At 65.9% G+C, this 14,838-nt stretch carries 17 protein-coding genes; all 17 read left to right on the top strand.

What is annotated here, in order from left to right; all coding sequences use genetic code 11:
- Positions 1-21 precede the first annotated feature (21 nt).
- On the top strand, positions 22-1,161 hold the full coding sequence (gene apgM / locus ACOGJC_RS17515) for a 2,3-bisphosphoglycerate-independent phosphoglycerate mutase (RefSeq protein ID WP_419846277.1): 1,140 nt from the start codon (positions 22-24) through the stop codon (positions 1,159-1,161).
- A gap of 354 nt (positions 1,162-1,515) precedes the next feature.
- Complete coding sequence (gene rho, locus ACOGJC_RS17510) at positions 1,516-3,246, top strand: transcription termination factor Rho (RefSeq protein ID WP_419848267.1); 1,731 nt, start codon at positions 1,516-1,518, stop codon at positions 3,244-3,246.
- A 13-nt stretch (positions 3,247-3,259) separates the two neighbouring features.
- Complete coding sequence (locus tag ACOGJC_RS17505; RefSeq protein ID WP_419846276.1) at positions 3,260-3,520, top strand: type B 50S ribosomal protein L31; 261 nt, start codon at positions 3,260-3,262, stop codon at positions 3,518-3,520.
- An 82-nt stretch (positions 3,521-3,602) separates the two neighbouring features.
- Positions 3,603-4,670, top strand: a complete 1,068-nt coding sequence (gene prfA / locus ACOGJC_RS17500; RefSeq protein WP_419846275.1) for a peptide chain release factor 1 — start codon at positions 3,603-3,605, stop codon at positions 4,668-4,670.
- On the top strand, positions 4,667-5,545 hold the full coding sequence (prmC, locus tag ACOGJC_RS17495) for a peptide chain release factor N(5)-glutamine methyltransferase (protein WP_419846274.1): 879 nt from the start codon (positions 4,667-4,669) through the stop codon (positions 5,543-5,545). The genes prfA and prmC overlap by 4 nt, the downstream gene beginning before the upstream one ends.
- On the top strand, positions 5,530-6,081 hold the full coding sequence (locus ACOGJC_RS17490) for an L-threonylcarbamoyladenylate synthase (RefSeq protein ID WP_419846273.1): 552 nt from the start codon (positions 5,530-5,532) through the stop codon (positions 6,079-6,081). Before prmC ends, ACOGJC_RS17490 begins: the two co-directional genes overlap by 16 nt.
- Positions 6,078-7,130, top strand: a complete 1,053-nt coding sequence (locus ACOGJC_RS17485) for a molybdopterin-dependent oxidoreductase (RefSeq protein ID WP_419846272.1) — start codon at positions 6,078-6,080, stop codon at positions 7,128-7,130. Before ACOGJC_RS17490 ends, ACOGJC_RS17485 begins: the two co-directional genes overlap by 4 nt.
- 60 nt (positions 7,131-7,190) lie before the next feature.
- A complete protein-coding gene (gene rpiB, locus ACOGJC_RS17480; protein WP_419846271.1) occupies positions 7,191-7,649 on the top strand; it encodes a ribose 5-phosphate isomerase B in 459 nt (152 codons plus the stop codon).
- Positions 7,649-8,896, top strand: coding sequence for a serine hydroxymethyltransferase (gene glyA, locus ACOGJC_RS17475; protein ID WP_419848266.1), 1,248 nt, complete (start codon positions 7,649-7,651; stop codon positions 8,894-8,896). The genes rpiB and glyA overlap by 1 nt, the downstream gene beginning before the upstream one ends.
- A 27-nt stretch (positions 8,897-8,923) precedes the next feature.
- The gene (locus ACOGJC_RS17470) at positions 8,924-10,030 is read left to right on the top strand and encodes a glycosyltransferase family 4 protein (protein ID WP_419846270.1); all 1,107 of its coding nucleotides are present in this window, start codon (positions 8,924-8,926) and stop codon (positions 10,028-10,030) included.
- A gap of 98 nt (positions 10,031-10,128) precedes the next feature.
- Entirely contained in the window at positions 10,129-10,419 is a 291-nt protein-coding gene (locus ACOGJC_RS17465; RefSeq protein WP_419846269.1) for an AtpZ/AtpI family protein, read from the top strand.
- A complete protein-coding gene (locus ACOGJC_RS17460) occupies positions 10,412-10,849 on the top strand; it encodes an ATP synthase subunit I (protein WP_419846268.1) in 438 nt (145 codons plus the stop codon). The genes ACOGJC_RS17465 and ACOGJC_RS17460 overlap by 8 nt, the downstream gene beginning before the upstream one ends.
- A complete protein-coding gene (gene atpB, locus ACOGJC_RS17455) occupies positions 10,846-11,610 on the top strand; it encodes a F0F1 ATP synthase subunit A (RefSeq protein WP_419846267.1) in 765 nt (254 codons plus the stop codon). Before ACOGJC_RS17460 ends, atpB begins: the two co-directional genes overlap by 4 nt.
- Before the next feature lie 66 nt (positions 11,611-11,676).
- Entirely contained in the window at positions 11,677-11,889 is a 213-nt protein-coding gene (gene atpE, locus ACOGJC_RS17450; protein ID WP_419848265.1) for an ATP synthase F0 subunit C, read from the top strand.
- Complete coding sequence (atpF, locus tag ACOGJC_RS17445) at positions 11,889-12,638, top strand: F0F1 ATP synthase subunit B (protein ID WP_419846266.1); 750 nt, start codon at positions 11,889-11,891, stop codon at positions 12,636-12,638. The genes atpE and atpF overlap by 1 nt, the downstream gene beginning before the upstream one ends.
- Before the next feature lie 4 nt (positions 12,639-12,642).
- A complete protein-coding gene (atpH, locus tag ACOGJC_RS17440) occupies positions 12,643-13,167 on the top strand; it encodes an ATP synthase F1 subunit delta (protein WP_419846265.1) in 525 nt (174 codons plus the stop codon).
- A 45-nt stretch (positions 13,168-13,212) separates the two neighbouring features.
- Positions 13,213-14,838 carry a F0F1 ATP synthase subunit alpha gene (gene atpA / locus ACOGJC_RS17435; protein WP_419846264.1) on the top strand — a complete coding sequence of 542 codons (1,626 nt, stop codon included), beginning with the start codon at positions 13,213-13,215 and terminating at the stop codon, positions 14,836-14,838.

The raw sequence follows: 14,838 nt of genomic DNA, 5'->3' as shown, positions 1-14,838 counted from the left end.
GATCTGGCAGAATCGGGCGTCGTGAAGTACGTCGTGTGCATACCCGACGGGTGCGCTGATCTGCCGGTACCCGAGCTCGACGGGGCCACGCCGTTGGAGGCGGCTCACACCCCGGTTCTCGACGCTCTGGCCGCTCGAGGACAGGTGGGATTGGCCGAGGTCATCCCCCCGGGCATGCCGGCGGGAAGCGACGTGGGGAACATGTCTATCTTCGGGTACGACCCCGCCTGCTACCACACGGGACGCTCACCTATCGAGGCCGCCGCGATGGGCCTCACCCTCACCCCCGATCAGGTGGCCTACCGCTGCAATCTGGTCACGGTGACCGACGAAGGGATCATGGCTGACTTCTCCGGCGGGCACCCCGACTCCGACCGGGCTGCCGAGGTGATCGCCGCGTTGGACGACGAGCTCGGCGGCGAGGTCAGCTTCCACGCTGGCGTCCAGTACCGCCACACCATGATCGCCCCGGCCGAGTGGGCCGACGCAGTGTGCACTCCGCCCCACGAACTCTCCGATCAGCCGGTTATCGGGCCCCAAGGCCCGGCGGGCCCCAAGCTGGCCGCGCTGGAAGAAGCCTCCCAGGCGGTGGTGAGCCGGTTCGGTTTGAAGGCCAATCGGATCTGGCTGTGGGGACAGGGCTTCCAGCCGGAGATGCCCTCGTTCCAAAAGATGCACGGGGTAACCGCCGGGATGGTCAGCGCGGTCGACCTCGTCCGGGGGATCGGTGCCCTCACCGGCATGACCGTGGCTGACGTGCCCGGGGCCACCGCCTGGTACGACACGAACTACGAGGGCAAGCGGGACGCAGCTCTAAACGGGCTGGCCGCCGGCGCCGACCTGTACGCCATCCATGTGGAGGCCAGCGACGAGGCCGGACACGAGGGCAACGTCGCCGAGAAAGTCAAGTGTCTGGAAAATTGGGATCGGCGCATTCTGGACGGACTGGTAGCCGGGCTCGACAAAATGGGGCCGTGGCGGCTGCTGCTGCTGCCCGACCACGCCACGCCCCTGACGCTGCGGAGCCATACCGACGACCCGGTTCCCTACCTGATGGTGGACTCAGAAATTGACGGTCCCGGCGGCGTCTACACCGAACAGGGAGCAGCCTCAGCCGAGGTGGTGCCCGGACATCACCTCATGGCGAAGCTGTTGGAATAGTCGACAAAAGACTCGGCATGTTGCCACTGGCGGCAGTTTGCGGTATTCTTCCGGGCGTTGGGACTGCGGAATTGCTCGCAGTCCTACGGGAAGCCCTCTGACCGCTCGGTCGATTTCGACATTCCTTTTGTCAGCGTCCCGGTGGTTAATGGCTGCTCGAATCATGTCGCCCGCATTCGCGGGCGGCGCGCCAAACAACAAGAAGTGCTCTCAGTTGTGGCATCTCAAGGGAGGAATGAGTGCCTCTCAGCTGTGGCAATTCAAGGGAGAAACGTGAGCGTAGAGACCACTGAGCTGTCCCGGTCCAAACTGCAACGCAAAGACCGGGCGCAGCTTCAGATCATCGCCAGGGCCATGGGCGGGCGACCAGACGCAAAAGCCCGCAAAGCAGACATCGTGGACATGATCCTCGAGCTTGCCGGTATCGGCGCCGACGGCGAAGGCCAGGCCGCGCTCGACTCGGCCGGCAACGGGGCCGCCCCCGTTCAAACGACGAGCGCCGATGACTCGGCCGACGGGGAAGAGACCAAGGACGAGGCCGAGGATGAGGCCGAGCCGGTTGAAGCCCGGCAGGCCGAGTCCTCGACCACCGATGAACCAGAAACACAGGAAGAGAAACCGGCCGAGGACGCCACCGTCGAGGAAACCACTGCCGAAGAGACCGTCGACCGCGACCGCTCAGAAAAAGACCGCGGCGAACGTCAGAACCGTGATCGCCAGGACCGGCCCCGCCAAGAGCGCGGAGACCGCCAAGACGGGGACCGCCAGGACCGGCCCCGCCAAGAGCGTGGGGATCGCCAGGACGGGGACCGCCAAGAGCGCGGAGACCGCCAAGACCGGCCCCGCCACCAGGACGATCAACCCGAGGCCGGCAATCGCCGCCGGCGCCGAGGTCGGGGCCGCAACGACCGGGACCGGCCGGAGGAGCCCTGGGAGGGCGATCCGATCGCCATCTCCGGCTATCTGGACTTGAGGGACGACGGCTACGGCTTCTTGCGGATCAAGGGCTTCCACCCCAGCAAGGAAGATGCCTACGTATCGGTCAAGCAGGTCCGCCAGTTCGGGCTGCGCAAGGGTGACTACATCACCGGCGGCTGCCGGCCAGCCACCCGCAACGAGAAGAACCCGGCCCTCCTGCACATCGACAGCGTCAACGGGCAGCCCCCCGAATCGGTCAAACAGCGGCCCAAGTTCGAAGACCTCACCCCGCTGTTCCCCGATGAGAACCTCAGATTGGAGCGAGTCGACGACCCGACCAACATGACCTGTCGGATTATCGACCTCCTGTCGCCCATCGGCAAGGGCCAGCGCGGCTTGATCGTGTCGCCCCCCAAAGCGGGCAAGACCACCATCATGAAGGAGATCGCCCGGTCTATCGAGCTCAACAACCCCGAAGTGCACCTGCTGGTGCTGCTGGTGGACGAGCGGCCCGAGGAGGTCACCGACATGCGGCGTTGGCTGCTGCGGGGCGAGGTGGCTGCGTCCACTTTCGACCGTCCGGCCGATGAGCACACCCACGTCGCGGAAATGACCATCGAGCGGGCCAAGCGCATGGTGGAGCGAGGCGAAGACGTGGTGATCATGCTCGACGGCATCACCCGGCTATCGAGGGCGTACAACCTCGCTGCTCCGGCCACCGGGCGCATCATGTCTGGCGGTATCGACACCGGCGCCCTGTACCCCCCCAAGAAGTTCTTCGGAGCGGCCCGCAACGTGGAGGAGGGCGGCTCGCTCACCATCCTGGCCACCGCGCTGGTGGAGACCGGATCCCGCATGGACGAGGTGATATTCGAGGAGTTCAAAGGCACCGGCAACATGGAGCTGCGCCTCGACCGGCACGTCGCCGAGCGGCGCATCTACCCGGCCATCAACGTCGACGCCTCTTCGACTCGCCACGAGGAGCTGCTGTTCGAGCGCCGTCAGCTTCAGCAGGTGTGGAAGCTGCGGCGAGTGCTCAACGGCCTCTCCAGCGACGGCAACGGGGGCGGGGCCGCCGGCTTGGAGCTCCTCATGGACCGCCTGCGGACCTTCCCCAACAACGCCGCCTTCCTAGAAGAAGTAGCCAAGGGCCCCGCCGGGGTGTGAGGCTAGGAGGAGCATGAAGCCTGATATTCATCCCGAGTACCGCATGGTGGTGTTCCAGGACACCTCCGCGGGCACTTCCTTTCTGACCCGGTCCACCATCGAGACCACCGAGACCGTGGTGTGGGAAGACGGCAACGAGTACCCCTTGGCCAAGGTGGGGATCTCCAGCGCCAGCCATCCGTTCTTCACTGGACAGATGACCATTGTGGACACCGCCGGCCGGGTGGAGCGGTTCGAGCGCCGCTACGGCCAGCGCAAGCGCTCGTCCAAATAGCGCCCAGTTAGCGCTGCCCCTGCATTTCTGTTCCCGTTCCCAACTCCGTCCAGCGGTAGCTTGCCAGCGGTAGTTTGAACCCATGGAAGGGAACCCTGCCTACGAGGAGATAGAGGCGGAGTTCAACGCGCTCGAGGAGCAACTGGCCGACCCGGAACTGCTGGCCGATCGAGATGGCTATACCGCCGTGGCTAAGCGCTACAAGGAGCTGGAGGCCAAGGCGGTCCGCATTCGGGAGCTGCGGGGTCATCAGGAGGACATCGAAACAGCTACCGAGATGCTGGCCGAGGCCGACGGCGCTGAGCAGGAACTGCTGGAAGCAGAGATCGAGACGGCAACTGTCGCCGCTGATGGGCTGGTGGCCGAACTGGCCGAGCTGATGGCCCCAAGAGACCCCAATGACGGCAAGAACGTGATCGTGGAGATCAAAGGCGCCGAGGGGGGAGAGGAGGCCAACTTGTTCGCCCGGGACCTGTTCGACATGTACCAGGCCTTCGCCGGACAGAACCGCTGGGAGCTGGAGATGATGAACGCCCAGAACTCCGACATGGGGGGCTACACCGACGTGGTGTTCATGCTTCGGGGCGACGACGTGTGGCGCAAGATGAAGTACGAGGGCGGTCCCCACCGGGTGCAGCGGGTTCCGGTGACCGAGTCGCAGGGCCGGGTGCACACGTCGTCGGCCACCGTGTCGGTGCTGCCCGAAGCCGAGGAAGTAGAGGTTCAAATCGACGAGAAGGACCTCCAGGTTGACGTCTACCGGTCGTCAGGGCCGGGAGGCCAGTCGGTGAACACCACCGACTCCGCCGTCCGCATCACCCACAAGCCCACCGGGATGGTGGTCTCGATGCAGGACGAGAAGAGCCAACTCCAGAACCGCAACAAGGCGATGGCTGTGTTGCGAGCCCGGCTGCTCCAGGCCGAGCAGCAGCGCCGTCAGGACGAGCTGTCGGAGCAGCGCCGAGGCCAAGTGGGCGGCGGGGGCCGATCGGAGAAGATCCGCACCTACAACTTCAAGGAGAACCGGGTGTCCGACCATCGCATCGGCCTGACTTTGTACAAGTTGGATCGCATCCTGGCCGGGGGATTGGACGAGGTGGTGGATGCCCTGGCCGAAGCCGAGCGCCAGGACATCTTGGTCGGATCGTGAGCCTGGCGGCGGAGCCGGTGACTTGGGGCCATGTGGCCTCCGAGGCCGCCCGCCGCCTCGGGGAAATCGGCGTCGCCGATGCACAGGCTCAGGCGCGTCGCCTGGTGGAGCAGGCGTCGGGGTATGAGGGCGGCGAGTACTACGTCGGCCTGACCAAGGCGGCCACCCGGCGGCAGTTGGCCTATCTCGACGCCATGCTGGACCGCCTCTTGGCCGGTGAGCCGTTGCAGTATGTGCTCGGGCGCTGGGGATTTCGGGGGCTGGACCTGATGGTGAGCCCCGCGGTGCTCATTCCCCGCCCCGAGACCGAGACGCTGGCCGGGCTGGCCATCGCCGAGCTCTCCCGCCGCGATCCCCCCGGCGGCGTGGTAGCAGACCTGGGCACCGGTAGCGGGGCGGTGGGCCTGGCGGTGGCCGCAGAGTGCGAGACGGCCCGCGTCATGCTGACCGACGTGTCGTCCGACGCACTGGGCGTGGCCCGGGCCAACTTGGCCGGATTGGGCCGGGCCGCGGTGCGGGTGTCGATCGGGCAGGGGTCGTGGTTCGAGGCTCTGCCCCAGTCGCTGGTCGGAATGGTGGATGTGGTGGTGAGCAACCCGCCGTATGTTCGCGACGACGAGGCGCTGCCCGCGAACGTGACCGAATGGGAACCGGCGCTGGCCCTGCGGGGCGGTCCCGACGGTCTGGACGGAGCTCGCCAGATATTGGCCGACGCCGGTAGGTGGTTGAGTGCCGGGGGGTCGGTGCTGCTGGAACTGTCCCCCGACCAGATGGACAAGGCCGCGGGCATTGCGGTGGCCCAAGGGCTGACCGTAGAGGCGATCCACGCTGATCTCGCCGGTCGAGATCGGGTGCTGCAATGTCGAAGCCACTGAGCATGGGCGGCCCCGCCGAGTTGATGGAAATGGCCGCCACCGAGCTGCGTGCGGGCCGGGCGGTGATCATCCCCACCGACACGGTGTACGGCCTGGCCGCCCTCCCGGAGAACGTCGATCTGCTGTTCGAGCTCAAACAGCGCCCACCCGACAAAGCGGTGGCCATCCTGGTGGCCCGCCCGGCCGACGCCGAACAGATGTTCGATCCGCTGCCCGTCACCCGCCGGCTCATGGAGGAGTTCTGGCCGGGAGCTCTCACCATCGTCCAAGACGGCTGCGGTGTGCGCTGTCCCAACCACCCGCTGGTGCACGCCTTGGCCTCAGAGGTCGGCCCAATGGCCACCACCAGCGCCAACCTGAGCGGCCACCCCACCCCCTACACCGCAGCTGAAGCGGCTGCCGCCTTTCCCACCGTGCAGTTGGTGATCGACGGCGGCCAGCTCCAGGCTCCTGCATCCACCGTCGTCGAGGTGACCGAAGACGGGCTCTCAGTCCTTCGCCAAGGGGCCGTGGTGGTCGATGGGGTTTTGGAATGAATCGGGCCGAGAGCGCGGTCTCGCGAGGTCGCAAGACCACTTCGCGCCCCAGCAGATCCAGCGCCTTAGGCCGCAAGACCAACTTGGCCTTGCTCATCACGTTGACCTTGGCCTTGATTACCGGTGGTGCATCGTTTTTGCTTGGAAGTTCCTCCACCGCGTGGCTGGTGACGCTGCACGGTGTGCTCGGCTTCGTCGTTCTGGTTCTGGCCCGCCCAAAGTCACCGGTTGTGCAACGCGGTCTCAGCCGCCGTCGTCCCAATCGCTTCGCTTCCATTGCGCTGGCCACCGTTGTCACCGGTGCGCTGATCACCGGGCTGATCCACACCCTCGACATCTGGGAGCCGTTCGGCCTGTGGTCGCCCATCGGCCTGCACGTCATCTTCGCCATCGGCGCCGTGCCGCTGGCGATGTTGCACGTGGTGACCCGTCCCCAGCGGGTCCGTCCGATCGACCTCTCACGGCGCACGTGGCTTCAAGCGCTGGGAGTGGCCGGGATCGCTTTCGGGCTCCGCTCGGTCTTCGACCGATGGGCTGCGGCCGACCGGCGCTTCACCGGCTCCCATGAAGTGGGCTCGGGCCAGCCTCGAGAGATGCCGGTGGTGCAGTGGTTCACCGACTCGCCCCCTCGTATCGACCCATCCGACTGGGTGCTCCGCCTCCGGGGCTCGGTGCACCGAGATGTGGACTACCAGGAGCTTGCTGCCCACGCCACGACCAAAGAGGCCACCCTGGACTGCACCAACGGGTGGTACAGCACCCAGGACTGGACCGGGGTCATGCTGTCCGACCTTCTCGGTCCGGGGGCCACTGGCCGCAGCCTGGAGGTGCGCTCAGCCACCGGCTACACCCGCCGCTTTCCCCTCGGCGACGTCGACAAGATGATGTTGGCCCACCAGTTGGGCGGAGAGCCCCTGTCGCGCGGCCACGGCGCCCCGGCTCGACTGGTGGCCCCCGGGCGGCGGGGGCTGTGGTGGGTGAAGTGGGTGATTGAGATAAGGACCAGCGACCGCCCCTGGTGGCTCCAGTCGCCGATCTCATTCACATAGGAGTGGAAGATCGCAGTAAAGAGTCATCAATCAGGCTGCGGGCTGGATAGATTGACCCATATGCCGCGAGTCGCCGCCGGGGCCGATCACGCTGGGGTGCAGTTGAAGGATGTGCTGGTGACCCATTTGCGGGAGTTGGGACACGAGGTCATCGACTGCGGCACCCATGGCCTCGATCGGGTGGACTATCCCGACTACGGCGAGGCGGTGGCCCGCAAGGTGGCCGCCGGCGAGGTCGACTTGGGCCTATGCGTATGCGGCACCGGCATCGGGATCGCCATGGCGGCCAACAAGGTACCCGGCGTGCGAGCAGCCACCGTGCACGACGTGACTTCAGCCCGGCTTACCCGGGAGCACAATGACGCCAACGTGATCTGCCTGGGGGAGAGGCTGATCGGCCCCGAGGCGGCTCGAGAAGCCCTGGACACCTTCCTTGGAGCCACCTTCGAGAAGGGTCGCCACGTTCCCCGGGTGGCCAAGATCGACGCCCTGTTGCCCACAGAAGAGGTAGCCCCGTGATGTGGCCGGACAGCAATAACGACCCGGTGTTCGACATGGTCCGCCGGGAGGTGGAGCGCCAGAACACCACCGTGCAGCTCATCGCTTCGGAGAACTTCGCCTCGCCTGCGGTGTTGTCGGCTACCGGGTCGGTGCTCACCAACAAGTACAGCGAGGGCTATCCCGGCCGCCGCTACTACGGCGGCAACATGGTGATCGACGAGGTGGAGTCCATCGCCCGAGAACGCGCCACCGCCCTTTTCGGAGCCGACCACGCCAACGTTCAGCCCCATTCAGGGGCCAACGCCAACGTGGCCGCCTACCTGGCCGTGTTGGAGGCGGGCGACACGGTGCTGGGGATGAGCCTGGACCACGGAGGGCACCTCACCCACGGCTCCCCGGTCAACATCAGCGGACGCACCTACCACTTCGTGGCCTACGGGGTAACCCCCAGTGACGAGCGCATCGACTACGACCAGGTGCGGGACTTGGCCCTCGAACACCGGCCCAAGCTGATCGTGGCCGGCGCCACCGCCTATCCCCGCATCATCGACCCTGCGCCGTTCCGCTCCATCGCCGACGAGGTGGGCGCCCTGTTCATGTTCGACGCAGCTCACATCGCCGGGCTGATCGCCGGCGGCAAGCACCCCAATCCGGTGCCGTACTCCGACATCGTCACCTTCACCACCCACAAGACGCTGCGCGGCCCCCGAGGCGGAGCCATCCTGTGTACCCAAGATCTGGCCCCGGCCATCGACAAGGCCCTGTTCCCCGGCCTCCAGGGCGGCCCCCTAGAGCATGTGATCGCGGCCAAGGCGGTGGCCTTCGGCGAGGCCGCCACCCCCGAGTTCGCCGACTATGCCGGCCGCATCGTGCAAAACAGCGGGGCACTGGTGAAGGGGCTGGCCGAGGAGGGGTTCCGCTTGGTGTCGGGAGGCAGCGACAACCACCTGCTGCTGGTGGATCTGCGAGCCTTCGACGATGAGCTCACCGGCAAGGTGGCCCAAGAGGTGCTCGACCGAGCGGGAATTACCCTCAACAAGAACACTGTGCCCGACGACCCTCGGTCGCCATTCGTTACCAGCGGGGTGCGGATCGGCACACCGGCCACCACCACTCAGGGTATGGGCCCGGCGGAAATGGGCCTTATCGCCACCTTGATCGGCCGGACCCTGCGCCAGCGCGACGACGATGGCGCAGTGGCCGACGTCCGCTCCGAGGTCTCTGACCTCTGCCGGCGTTTTACCCCCTATTCACTGGCCGGATAGGCGTCGCAAAGGGCGCCTCTCACCGCCATGGCCCCCGATCTCGATAGCTATCTCATCGTCTTCGCGGTGGCTGCGGGAGTCACGCTGGTGGCCACGCCGGTGCTGCGCCGGATCAGCGAGCGCTGGGGCCTCATGGTGGAGCCCGATGCCCGACGAGTCCACGAGCGCTCGACTGCGGTGCTCGGCGGGGTGGCCATGTTCATCGGCTTTCTGTCGGCCATGGGCACCGCTTGGCTGATAAGCGACTTCGATGTGGTGTTCGCCACTGCCTCGGAACCGGCGGGCATCGTGGTCGCCGCGCTGGTGATGATCGTGTTCGGCACCTACGACGACGTGAGGGAGATGTCAGCCCCGGCCAAAGTGGCCTCCATGGTGCTGGCCGGCAGCATCCTGTCGTTCGCCGGAGTGACCGTGTTGAACCTGAGGCTGCCGGTGCTGGATGCGCTGATCCTGTCCCAAGACCTGGCCTTCGTGGTCACGGTGCTGTGGCTGGTGGCCATCGCCAACGCCATCAACCTGATCGACGGCCTGGACGGGCTGGCCGCGGGCATCGTGGCCATCGCCGGGCTCACGTTCTTTGTGTACTCCATAAAGCTCACCGATGAAGAGGTGCTCTTGCCCAACAACATCGGGCCGCTGATAGCGATCGTTGCCGCCGGAGTGGCTTTGGGGTTCCTTCCCCAGAACTTCCACCGGGCCCGCATCTTCATGGGCGACGGCGGAGCGCTGTTTCTGGGCACGCTGCTGGCCGCTTCCACTGTTTCAGTGGGGGGGCGCAGCAGCGAGCCGTTCGCCGGTCAGACCTACTTCCTGTTCGCCCCCATGCTCATCCCGCTCATCATCCTGGCGGTGCCGGTAGTGGACGTGCTTTGGGCGGTGCTGCGGCGGACTCGGGCCCGCACCAGCATCACCGCTCCCGACAAGGAGCACCTGCACCACCGGTTGATGAGCCTGGGCCACGGCCATCGCCGCAGCGTGCTGATCCTCTGGCTGTTCACCGCCTTGATGTCCACCCTGGTGCTGTATCCCACCTACACCGGGGAGGGGGAGGTGATCATGGTCCCGGCCGCCGCGGTGCTGGTGTTGGTGCTGTACACCGTTTTTCACCCCATCTTGCGCCGCCGCACTCCGTGATCGTCTCTCTTGACAGCCAGGCTGATGATTTGGCCCCGTAGGCTGGTACGCGAAACCATTTCGGCGAGGCCAATCCGCTTGCCATAGGGGCCCAATTCGTGCCAACTGCAATGACGCAGAATCGCCAGCTACACAACCGCCAGAGCGCGGGAGATGCCCTCTCCATCGCCTTCGAGTTGGTGGCCACCCCGGCGGTGTTCGCTTTCTTCGGCTGGCTCATCGATCGTGCCCTCGACACCCAGCCGATCTTCACGCTGGTGTTGTGCTTGTTGACCGCGGTCTACGCCGGGTGGAAGGCCGTAAAGACCTATAGCGATCGCATGGACGCCTACGACCGCAACCTGCCCAGCCGGCGGACTGATTCTGAGCCAGAGGCCGCTGATGGCTGAGCAAGTGTCGGAAACGGGTGAGGAGGCACCGGAGCGGGCGGTAGCACACGACATCATCCGCCGAGGGTTGATCGGCGGTCCGGTGCTGGTGGGAGTGTGCGCCGGGGTATGGGGCTTCGATGGTTTGTGGTCGAGCGGCTTCGCCCTTGGCTTGATCCTGTTCAACTTTTGGCTGGCCGCCTCACTCATCACCTGGTCGATGCGGATTTCCCCCACCATGCTCATGGCCGGGGTGATGGGCGGCTACTTCATTCGCCTGGGCATTCTCACCGGGGCCTACTTCTTGGTGAGGAATGCCGGCTGGTTTGAGGCGCTGCCGTTTGTCATCACCCTGGTCGCGGCCCATATTGTTCTGCTCGTTTGGGAGACCCGGTATGTCTCCATGTCCCTCGCTTACCCCGGCTTGAAGCCACAAGGAGCCACTCAGTGAACGTGTTTGCCCTGGACTTTCCGCCAGTCTCGCAACTCTTCAATTGGCCGGACTTCTTGTTCACCGACACACCGGTGGCGCTCAACAAGACCGGGTTGATCTATATCGCCGCGCTGCTACTGACCGCCGGGCTGTTCTGGGCTGCGGGCCGACGCCGCGCGCTGGTGCCCACCGGGACGCAGACGGTTGTCGAGGCGAGTGTTGAGTTCGTGGAGAACAACATCGTCATGCAGACCATCGGCCCCGACGGCCGCCGGTATCTGCCCTTCTTGACCACGATCTTCTTCTTCGTGCTCTTTAGCAACATCTTCGAGGTCGTCCCGTTCATACAGTTCCCGGCCAACTCTCGCATGGCAATTCCCCTCCTGCTTGCTCTGGTGGTATGGGGCGTCTACCACGTGGTGGGGATTCGAGCCCAAGGTTTCTTTCAGTATTTCAAGAGCGCGCTGTTCCCACCCGGCGTACCCACGTTTCTCTATGTCCTCGTGGTACCCATCGAACTGCTTCAGATCATCTTGATCCGACCCCTGTCGCTAGCCATCCGGCTCTGGGCCAACATGGTGGCCGGTCACTTGCTGCTGGTGACTTTCGCCGTGCTTTCGGCCGCCCTTTGGGGAACCCTCTACGTTCCCGCAGTGCTTCCGTTTGCCATGCTGATTCTGCTCACCGCGTTCGAGATCTTCGTCTCGGCCCTTCAGGCCTTCATTTTCACCATTCTCACCGCCGTGTACATCGGCGGGTCCCTACACCCTGAGCATTAGGAGAAAACCTTGCTTGCACTGATTTCTGCCATCCTTGCCGAGTTAATCGGTGACGGTGAAGCTGGCATGAAAGCCATCGGCGCCGGACTTGGCTATGGCCTCGCCGCCATCGGACCCGGCGTCGGTATCGGCATCGTGGTGGGGAACGCCATCACCGCCATGGCCCGTCAGCCCGAGTCGGCCGGTGTGGCCCGGACCACGATGTTCTTGGGCATCGCCTTTACCGAGGCGCTGGCTCTCATCGGATTCGTCGTCTTCGTCCTTCTTGCGTTCGCATGATGCGGCGGCTTTGGGCCGCGGCTGCCGTTGTGGTGGTCGCGGTCGTATTCAGCACGTCAGTGGCCAGCGCCGCGGAGACCGTGGGCTCCTGCATTCTCGATGAGATTGCCGTGGCCGAGTTCGAAGGCATTGAGGGAGAGGGCTTTACCGCAGCCAAGAACTTGAAGACACTGGCCGCGGCCGGCGACGAACACGCCGAAGAACTCAAAGAGGCCTTTGGAGACGACCTCGAAGGCTGCCTTGAGGCGCCCAACCCCATCATCCCGGAAGTCACCGAGATCATCTGGGGTGGATTGGCATTTGTGATCCTTTTGGCCCTGATGACCTGGAAGCTGTTCCCGCCGGTGAAGAACCTCATGGAACAGCGCACCCAGCGGATCCAAGACGCCATCGACGACGCCGACCGGCTCCGGGCCGAGGCCGCCGAGGTGAAGGCCAACTACGAGGCCAATCTGGCCGACGCCAAGACTGAGGCGGCTCGCCTCGTGGACGAGGCTCGGGACCAGGCCGCCGCGGTGCGGGCTGATCTTCAGGCTCGGGCCGAGGCCGATATCGCCGACATGCGGGAGCGGGCCGCGGCCGACGTCGAGGCCTCCAAGCGCCAAGCCATCGCCGACTTGCAGTCGGAGGTGTCCGACATCGCCCTCGGCGCGGCCGAAGCGGTGCTGGGCCGCAGCCTGGAAGACCCGGAGATGCAGCGCCAGTTGGTCGACGACTACATCGCCAGCGTGGGCGCGGGCCAAGGCTGAAGAAATGGCTGAGCGATCTGCCAGTTACGCCGACGCCGTGGCCGCGGTGGCCCGGGCCGAGGGCAACCTCGACGCGGTGTCTGACGAGCTGTTCCGCGTCGCTCGGGCGCTGGAGGGCTCCGACGAGCTGCGGATGACGCTGTCCGACCGGCAAATCCCCGCGGCCCGCCGCCAGCAGATCGTGGAAGACCTGCTGGGCGGCCAGGCCTTGGAGACCACCACCGCGGTGGTGTCCATGATCGTGGCCGCGGGACGGTCGTCCGATCTGGCCGGCATTGCTCGGGAGGCGGTGGAGATCAACGCCCGCGACCGGGGCCGCTCGGTGGCCGAGGTACGCACCGCGGTGGCGCTTACTGACGATCAGGCGGCGCGGCTGTCGGCCGCGCTGAGCGCAGCCACCGGCCATCAGGTGGACATCAAGGTGATCGTCGATCCCAGCGTGATGGGTGGTGTGGTGGCCACCATTGGCGACGAGGTGATCGACGGATCGGTGCGCCACCGCCTGAGCCAGCTGCGGGACACTTTCTAGTCCCGTGCGAGCCAACTTGAAGAACGATTCTGACCGAGGAGAGCAATGGCAGAGCTGACCATCGACACCGGTTCCATCGCCGAGGCCATCCGCCGCAACCTGGAGGGGTTCCAACCCGAGGTTGAGCTGGCCCAGGTGGGGCGGATCACCGAGGTGGGCGACGGCATCGCCCGCATCTCCGGGCTGCCCGGCGCGGCGGTGAACGAGATGTTGGAGTTCGAGAACGGGACCATTGGGCTGGCCCTGAACCTCGACGAGGATTCCATCGGCGCCGTGGTGCTCGGCGAGGTGGACGAGATCGAAGAGGGCCAGGCGGTGCGCTCCACCGGCGACATCTTGTCGGTTCCAGTGGGCGATGCCCTTTTGGGCCGGGTGGTGAACGCCCTGGGCGAGCCGGTGGACGGCAAGGGACCCATCGTCGGCGCCGACACCCGCCGCATGGAGGTGCAGGCGCCCGGCATCACCGGCCGCAAGCCGGTGCATGAGCCCATTCAGACCGGCATCAAGGCCATCGACTCGCTCATCCCCATTGGACGGGGCCAGCGGGAACTAATCATTGGCGACCGCAAGACGGGCAAGACCACGGTGGCCATGGACACCATCTTGAACCAGAAGGGTCAAGGGGTGAAGTGCATCTACGTGGCCATCGGCCAAAAGGCCTCTACCGTGGCCCAGGCGGTGGCCACGCTGGCGGAGCGGGGCGCCATGGAGTACACGGTGGTCGTGGTGGCCCCCGCCTCCGACCCGGCCCCGTTCAAGTACCTAGCCCCCTACGCCGGATGCGCCATGGGCCAGCACTGGATGGATAATGGAGGCCACGCCCTAGCGGTGTACGACGACCTGTCGAAGCAGGCCGAGGCCTACCGCCAGATGGCGCTGCTGCTGCGCCGCCCGCCGGGACGGGAGGCCTACCCCGGCGACGTGTTCTACCTGCACAGCCGGCTGCTCGAGCGGGCGGCCAAGCTGAGCGACGAGCGAGGGGCGGGATCGCTGACCGCGCTGCCCATCATCGAGACCAAGGCCGGCGACGTGTCGGCCTACATCCCAACCAACGTGATCTCCATCACCGACGGGCAGATCTTCTTGCAGGACGACCTGTTCAAGTCGGGGGTGCGGCCGGCGGTGGACGTGGGAATCTCGGTATCCCGAGTGGGCTCAGCCGCCCAGATCAAGGCCATGAAGACCGCGGTGGGCACGCTCAAGGCCGACCTCCAGCAGTTCCGCGAGCTCGAGGCCTTCGCCGCTTTCGGTTCCGACCTGGACGCGGTGTCCCAGGCCCAGCTCGACCGGGGCTACCGCCTCACCGAACTGCTCAAGCAGGGCATCCAGACGCCCATGCCGGTGGAAGAGCAGGTTGTGTCGCTCTACGCCGGCACCCGGGGCTACCTCGACACCATCCCCATCGAAGACGTCGCCCGTTTCGAAGCTGAGCTGTTGGAATGGGTCCGGACCCGCAACGCCGACCTCATGTCGGCCGTGGTGGATTCCGGTGCGGTAGACGAAGAGGCTCTGGAGGCCGCGGTGTCGGCTTTCGCAGCCCAGTTCGAGTCGTCGGCCGAGCCCGAGGGCGATGCGCCTGATGCGGAGGCCCAGGCCGATGCCGAGGCCGGGGTGGTAGACGCTGACCACACCCTGCCCGAGACCGACATTCAGCGGCCCGAGGAAGACTGA

Origin of the sequence: Candidatus Poriferisocius sp. (assembly GCF_965204015.1) — a bacterium.
Classification (GTDB): Bacteria; Actinomycetota; Acidimicrobiia; order Acidimicrobiales; family Bin134; genus Poriferisocius.
Note: the sequence above shows the minus strand (reverse complement) of the source record. Positions and strands in the feature narration are given on the sequence as shown.

Bases quoted from the DNA above. Each gene is read 5' to 3' on its own strand.
- rho (WP_419848267.1), top strand. From the start codon at position 1,516: ATGGGCGGGCGACCAGACGCAAAAGCCCGCAAAGCAGACATCGTGGAC.
- ACOGJC_RS17505 (WP_419846276.1), top strand. From the start codon at position 3,260: ATGAAGCCTGATATTCATCCCGAGTACCGCATGGTGGTGTTCCAGGAC.
- prfA (WP_419846275.1), top strand. From the start codon at position 3,603: ATGGAAGGGAACCCTGCCTACGAGGAGATAGAGGCGGAGTTCAACGCG.
- ACOGJC_RS17490 (WP_419846273.1), top strand. From the start codon at position 5,530: ATGTCGAAGCCACTGAGCATGGGCGGCCCCGCCGAGTTGATGGAAATG.
- ACOGJC_RS17485 (WP_419846272.1), top strand. From the start codon at position 6,078: ATGAATCGGGCCGAGAGCGCGGTCTCGCGAGGTCGCAAGACCACTTCG.
- rpiB (WP_419846271.1), top strand. From the start codon at position 7,191: ATGCCGCGAGTCGCCGCCGGGGCCGATCACGCTGGGGTGCAGTTGAAG.
- glyA (WP_419848266.1), top strand. From the start codon at position 7,649: ATGTGGCCGGACAGCAATAACGACCCGGTGTTCGACATGGTCCGCCGG.
- ACOGJC_RS17470 (WP_419846270.1), top strand. From the start codon at position 8,924: ATGGCCCCCGATCTCGATAGCTATCTCATCGTCTTCGCGGTGGCTGCG.
- ACOGJC_RS17460 (WP_419846268.1), top strand. From the start codon at position 10,412: ATGGCTGAGCAAGTGTCGGAAACGGGTGAGGAGGCACCGGAGCGGGCG.
- atpE (WP_419848265.1), top strand. From the start codon at position 11,677: ATGAAAGCCATCGGCGCCGGACTTGGCTATGGCCTCGCCGCCATCGGA.
- atpF (WP_419846266.1), top strand. From the start codon at position 11,889: ATGCGGCGGCTTTGGGCCGCGGCTGCCGTTGTGGTGGTCGCGGTCGTA.
- atpH (WP_419846265.1), top strand. From the start codon at position 12,643: ATGGCTGAGCGATCTGCCAGTTACGCCGACGCCGTGGCCGCGGTGGCC.
- atpA (WP_419846264.1), top strand. From the start codon at position 13,213: ATGGCAGAGCTGACCATCGACACCGGTTCCATCGCCGAGGCCATCCGC.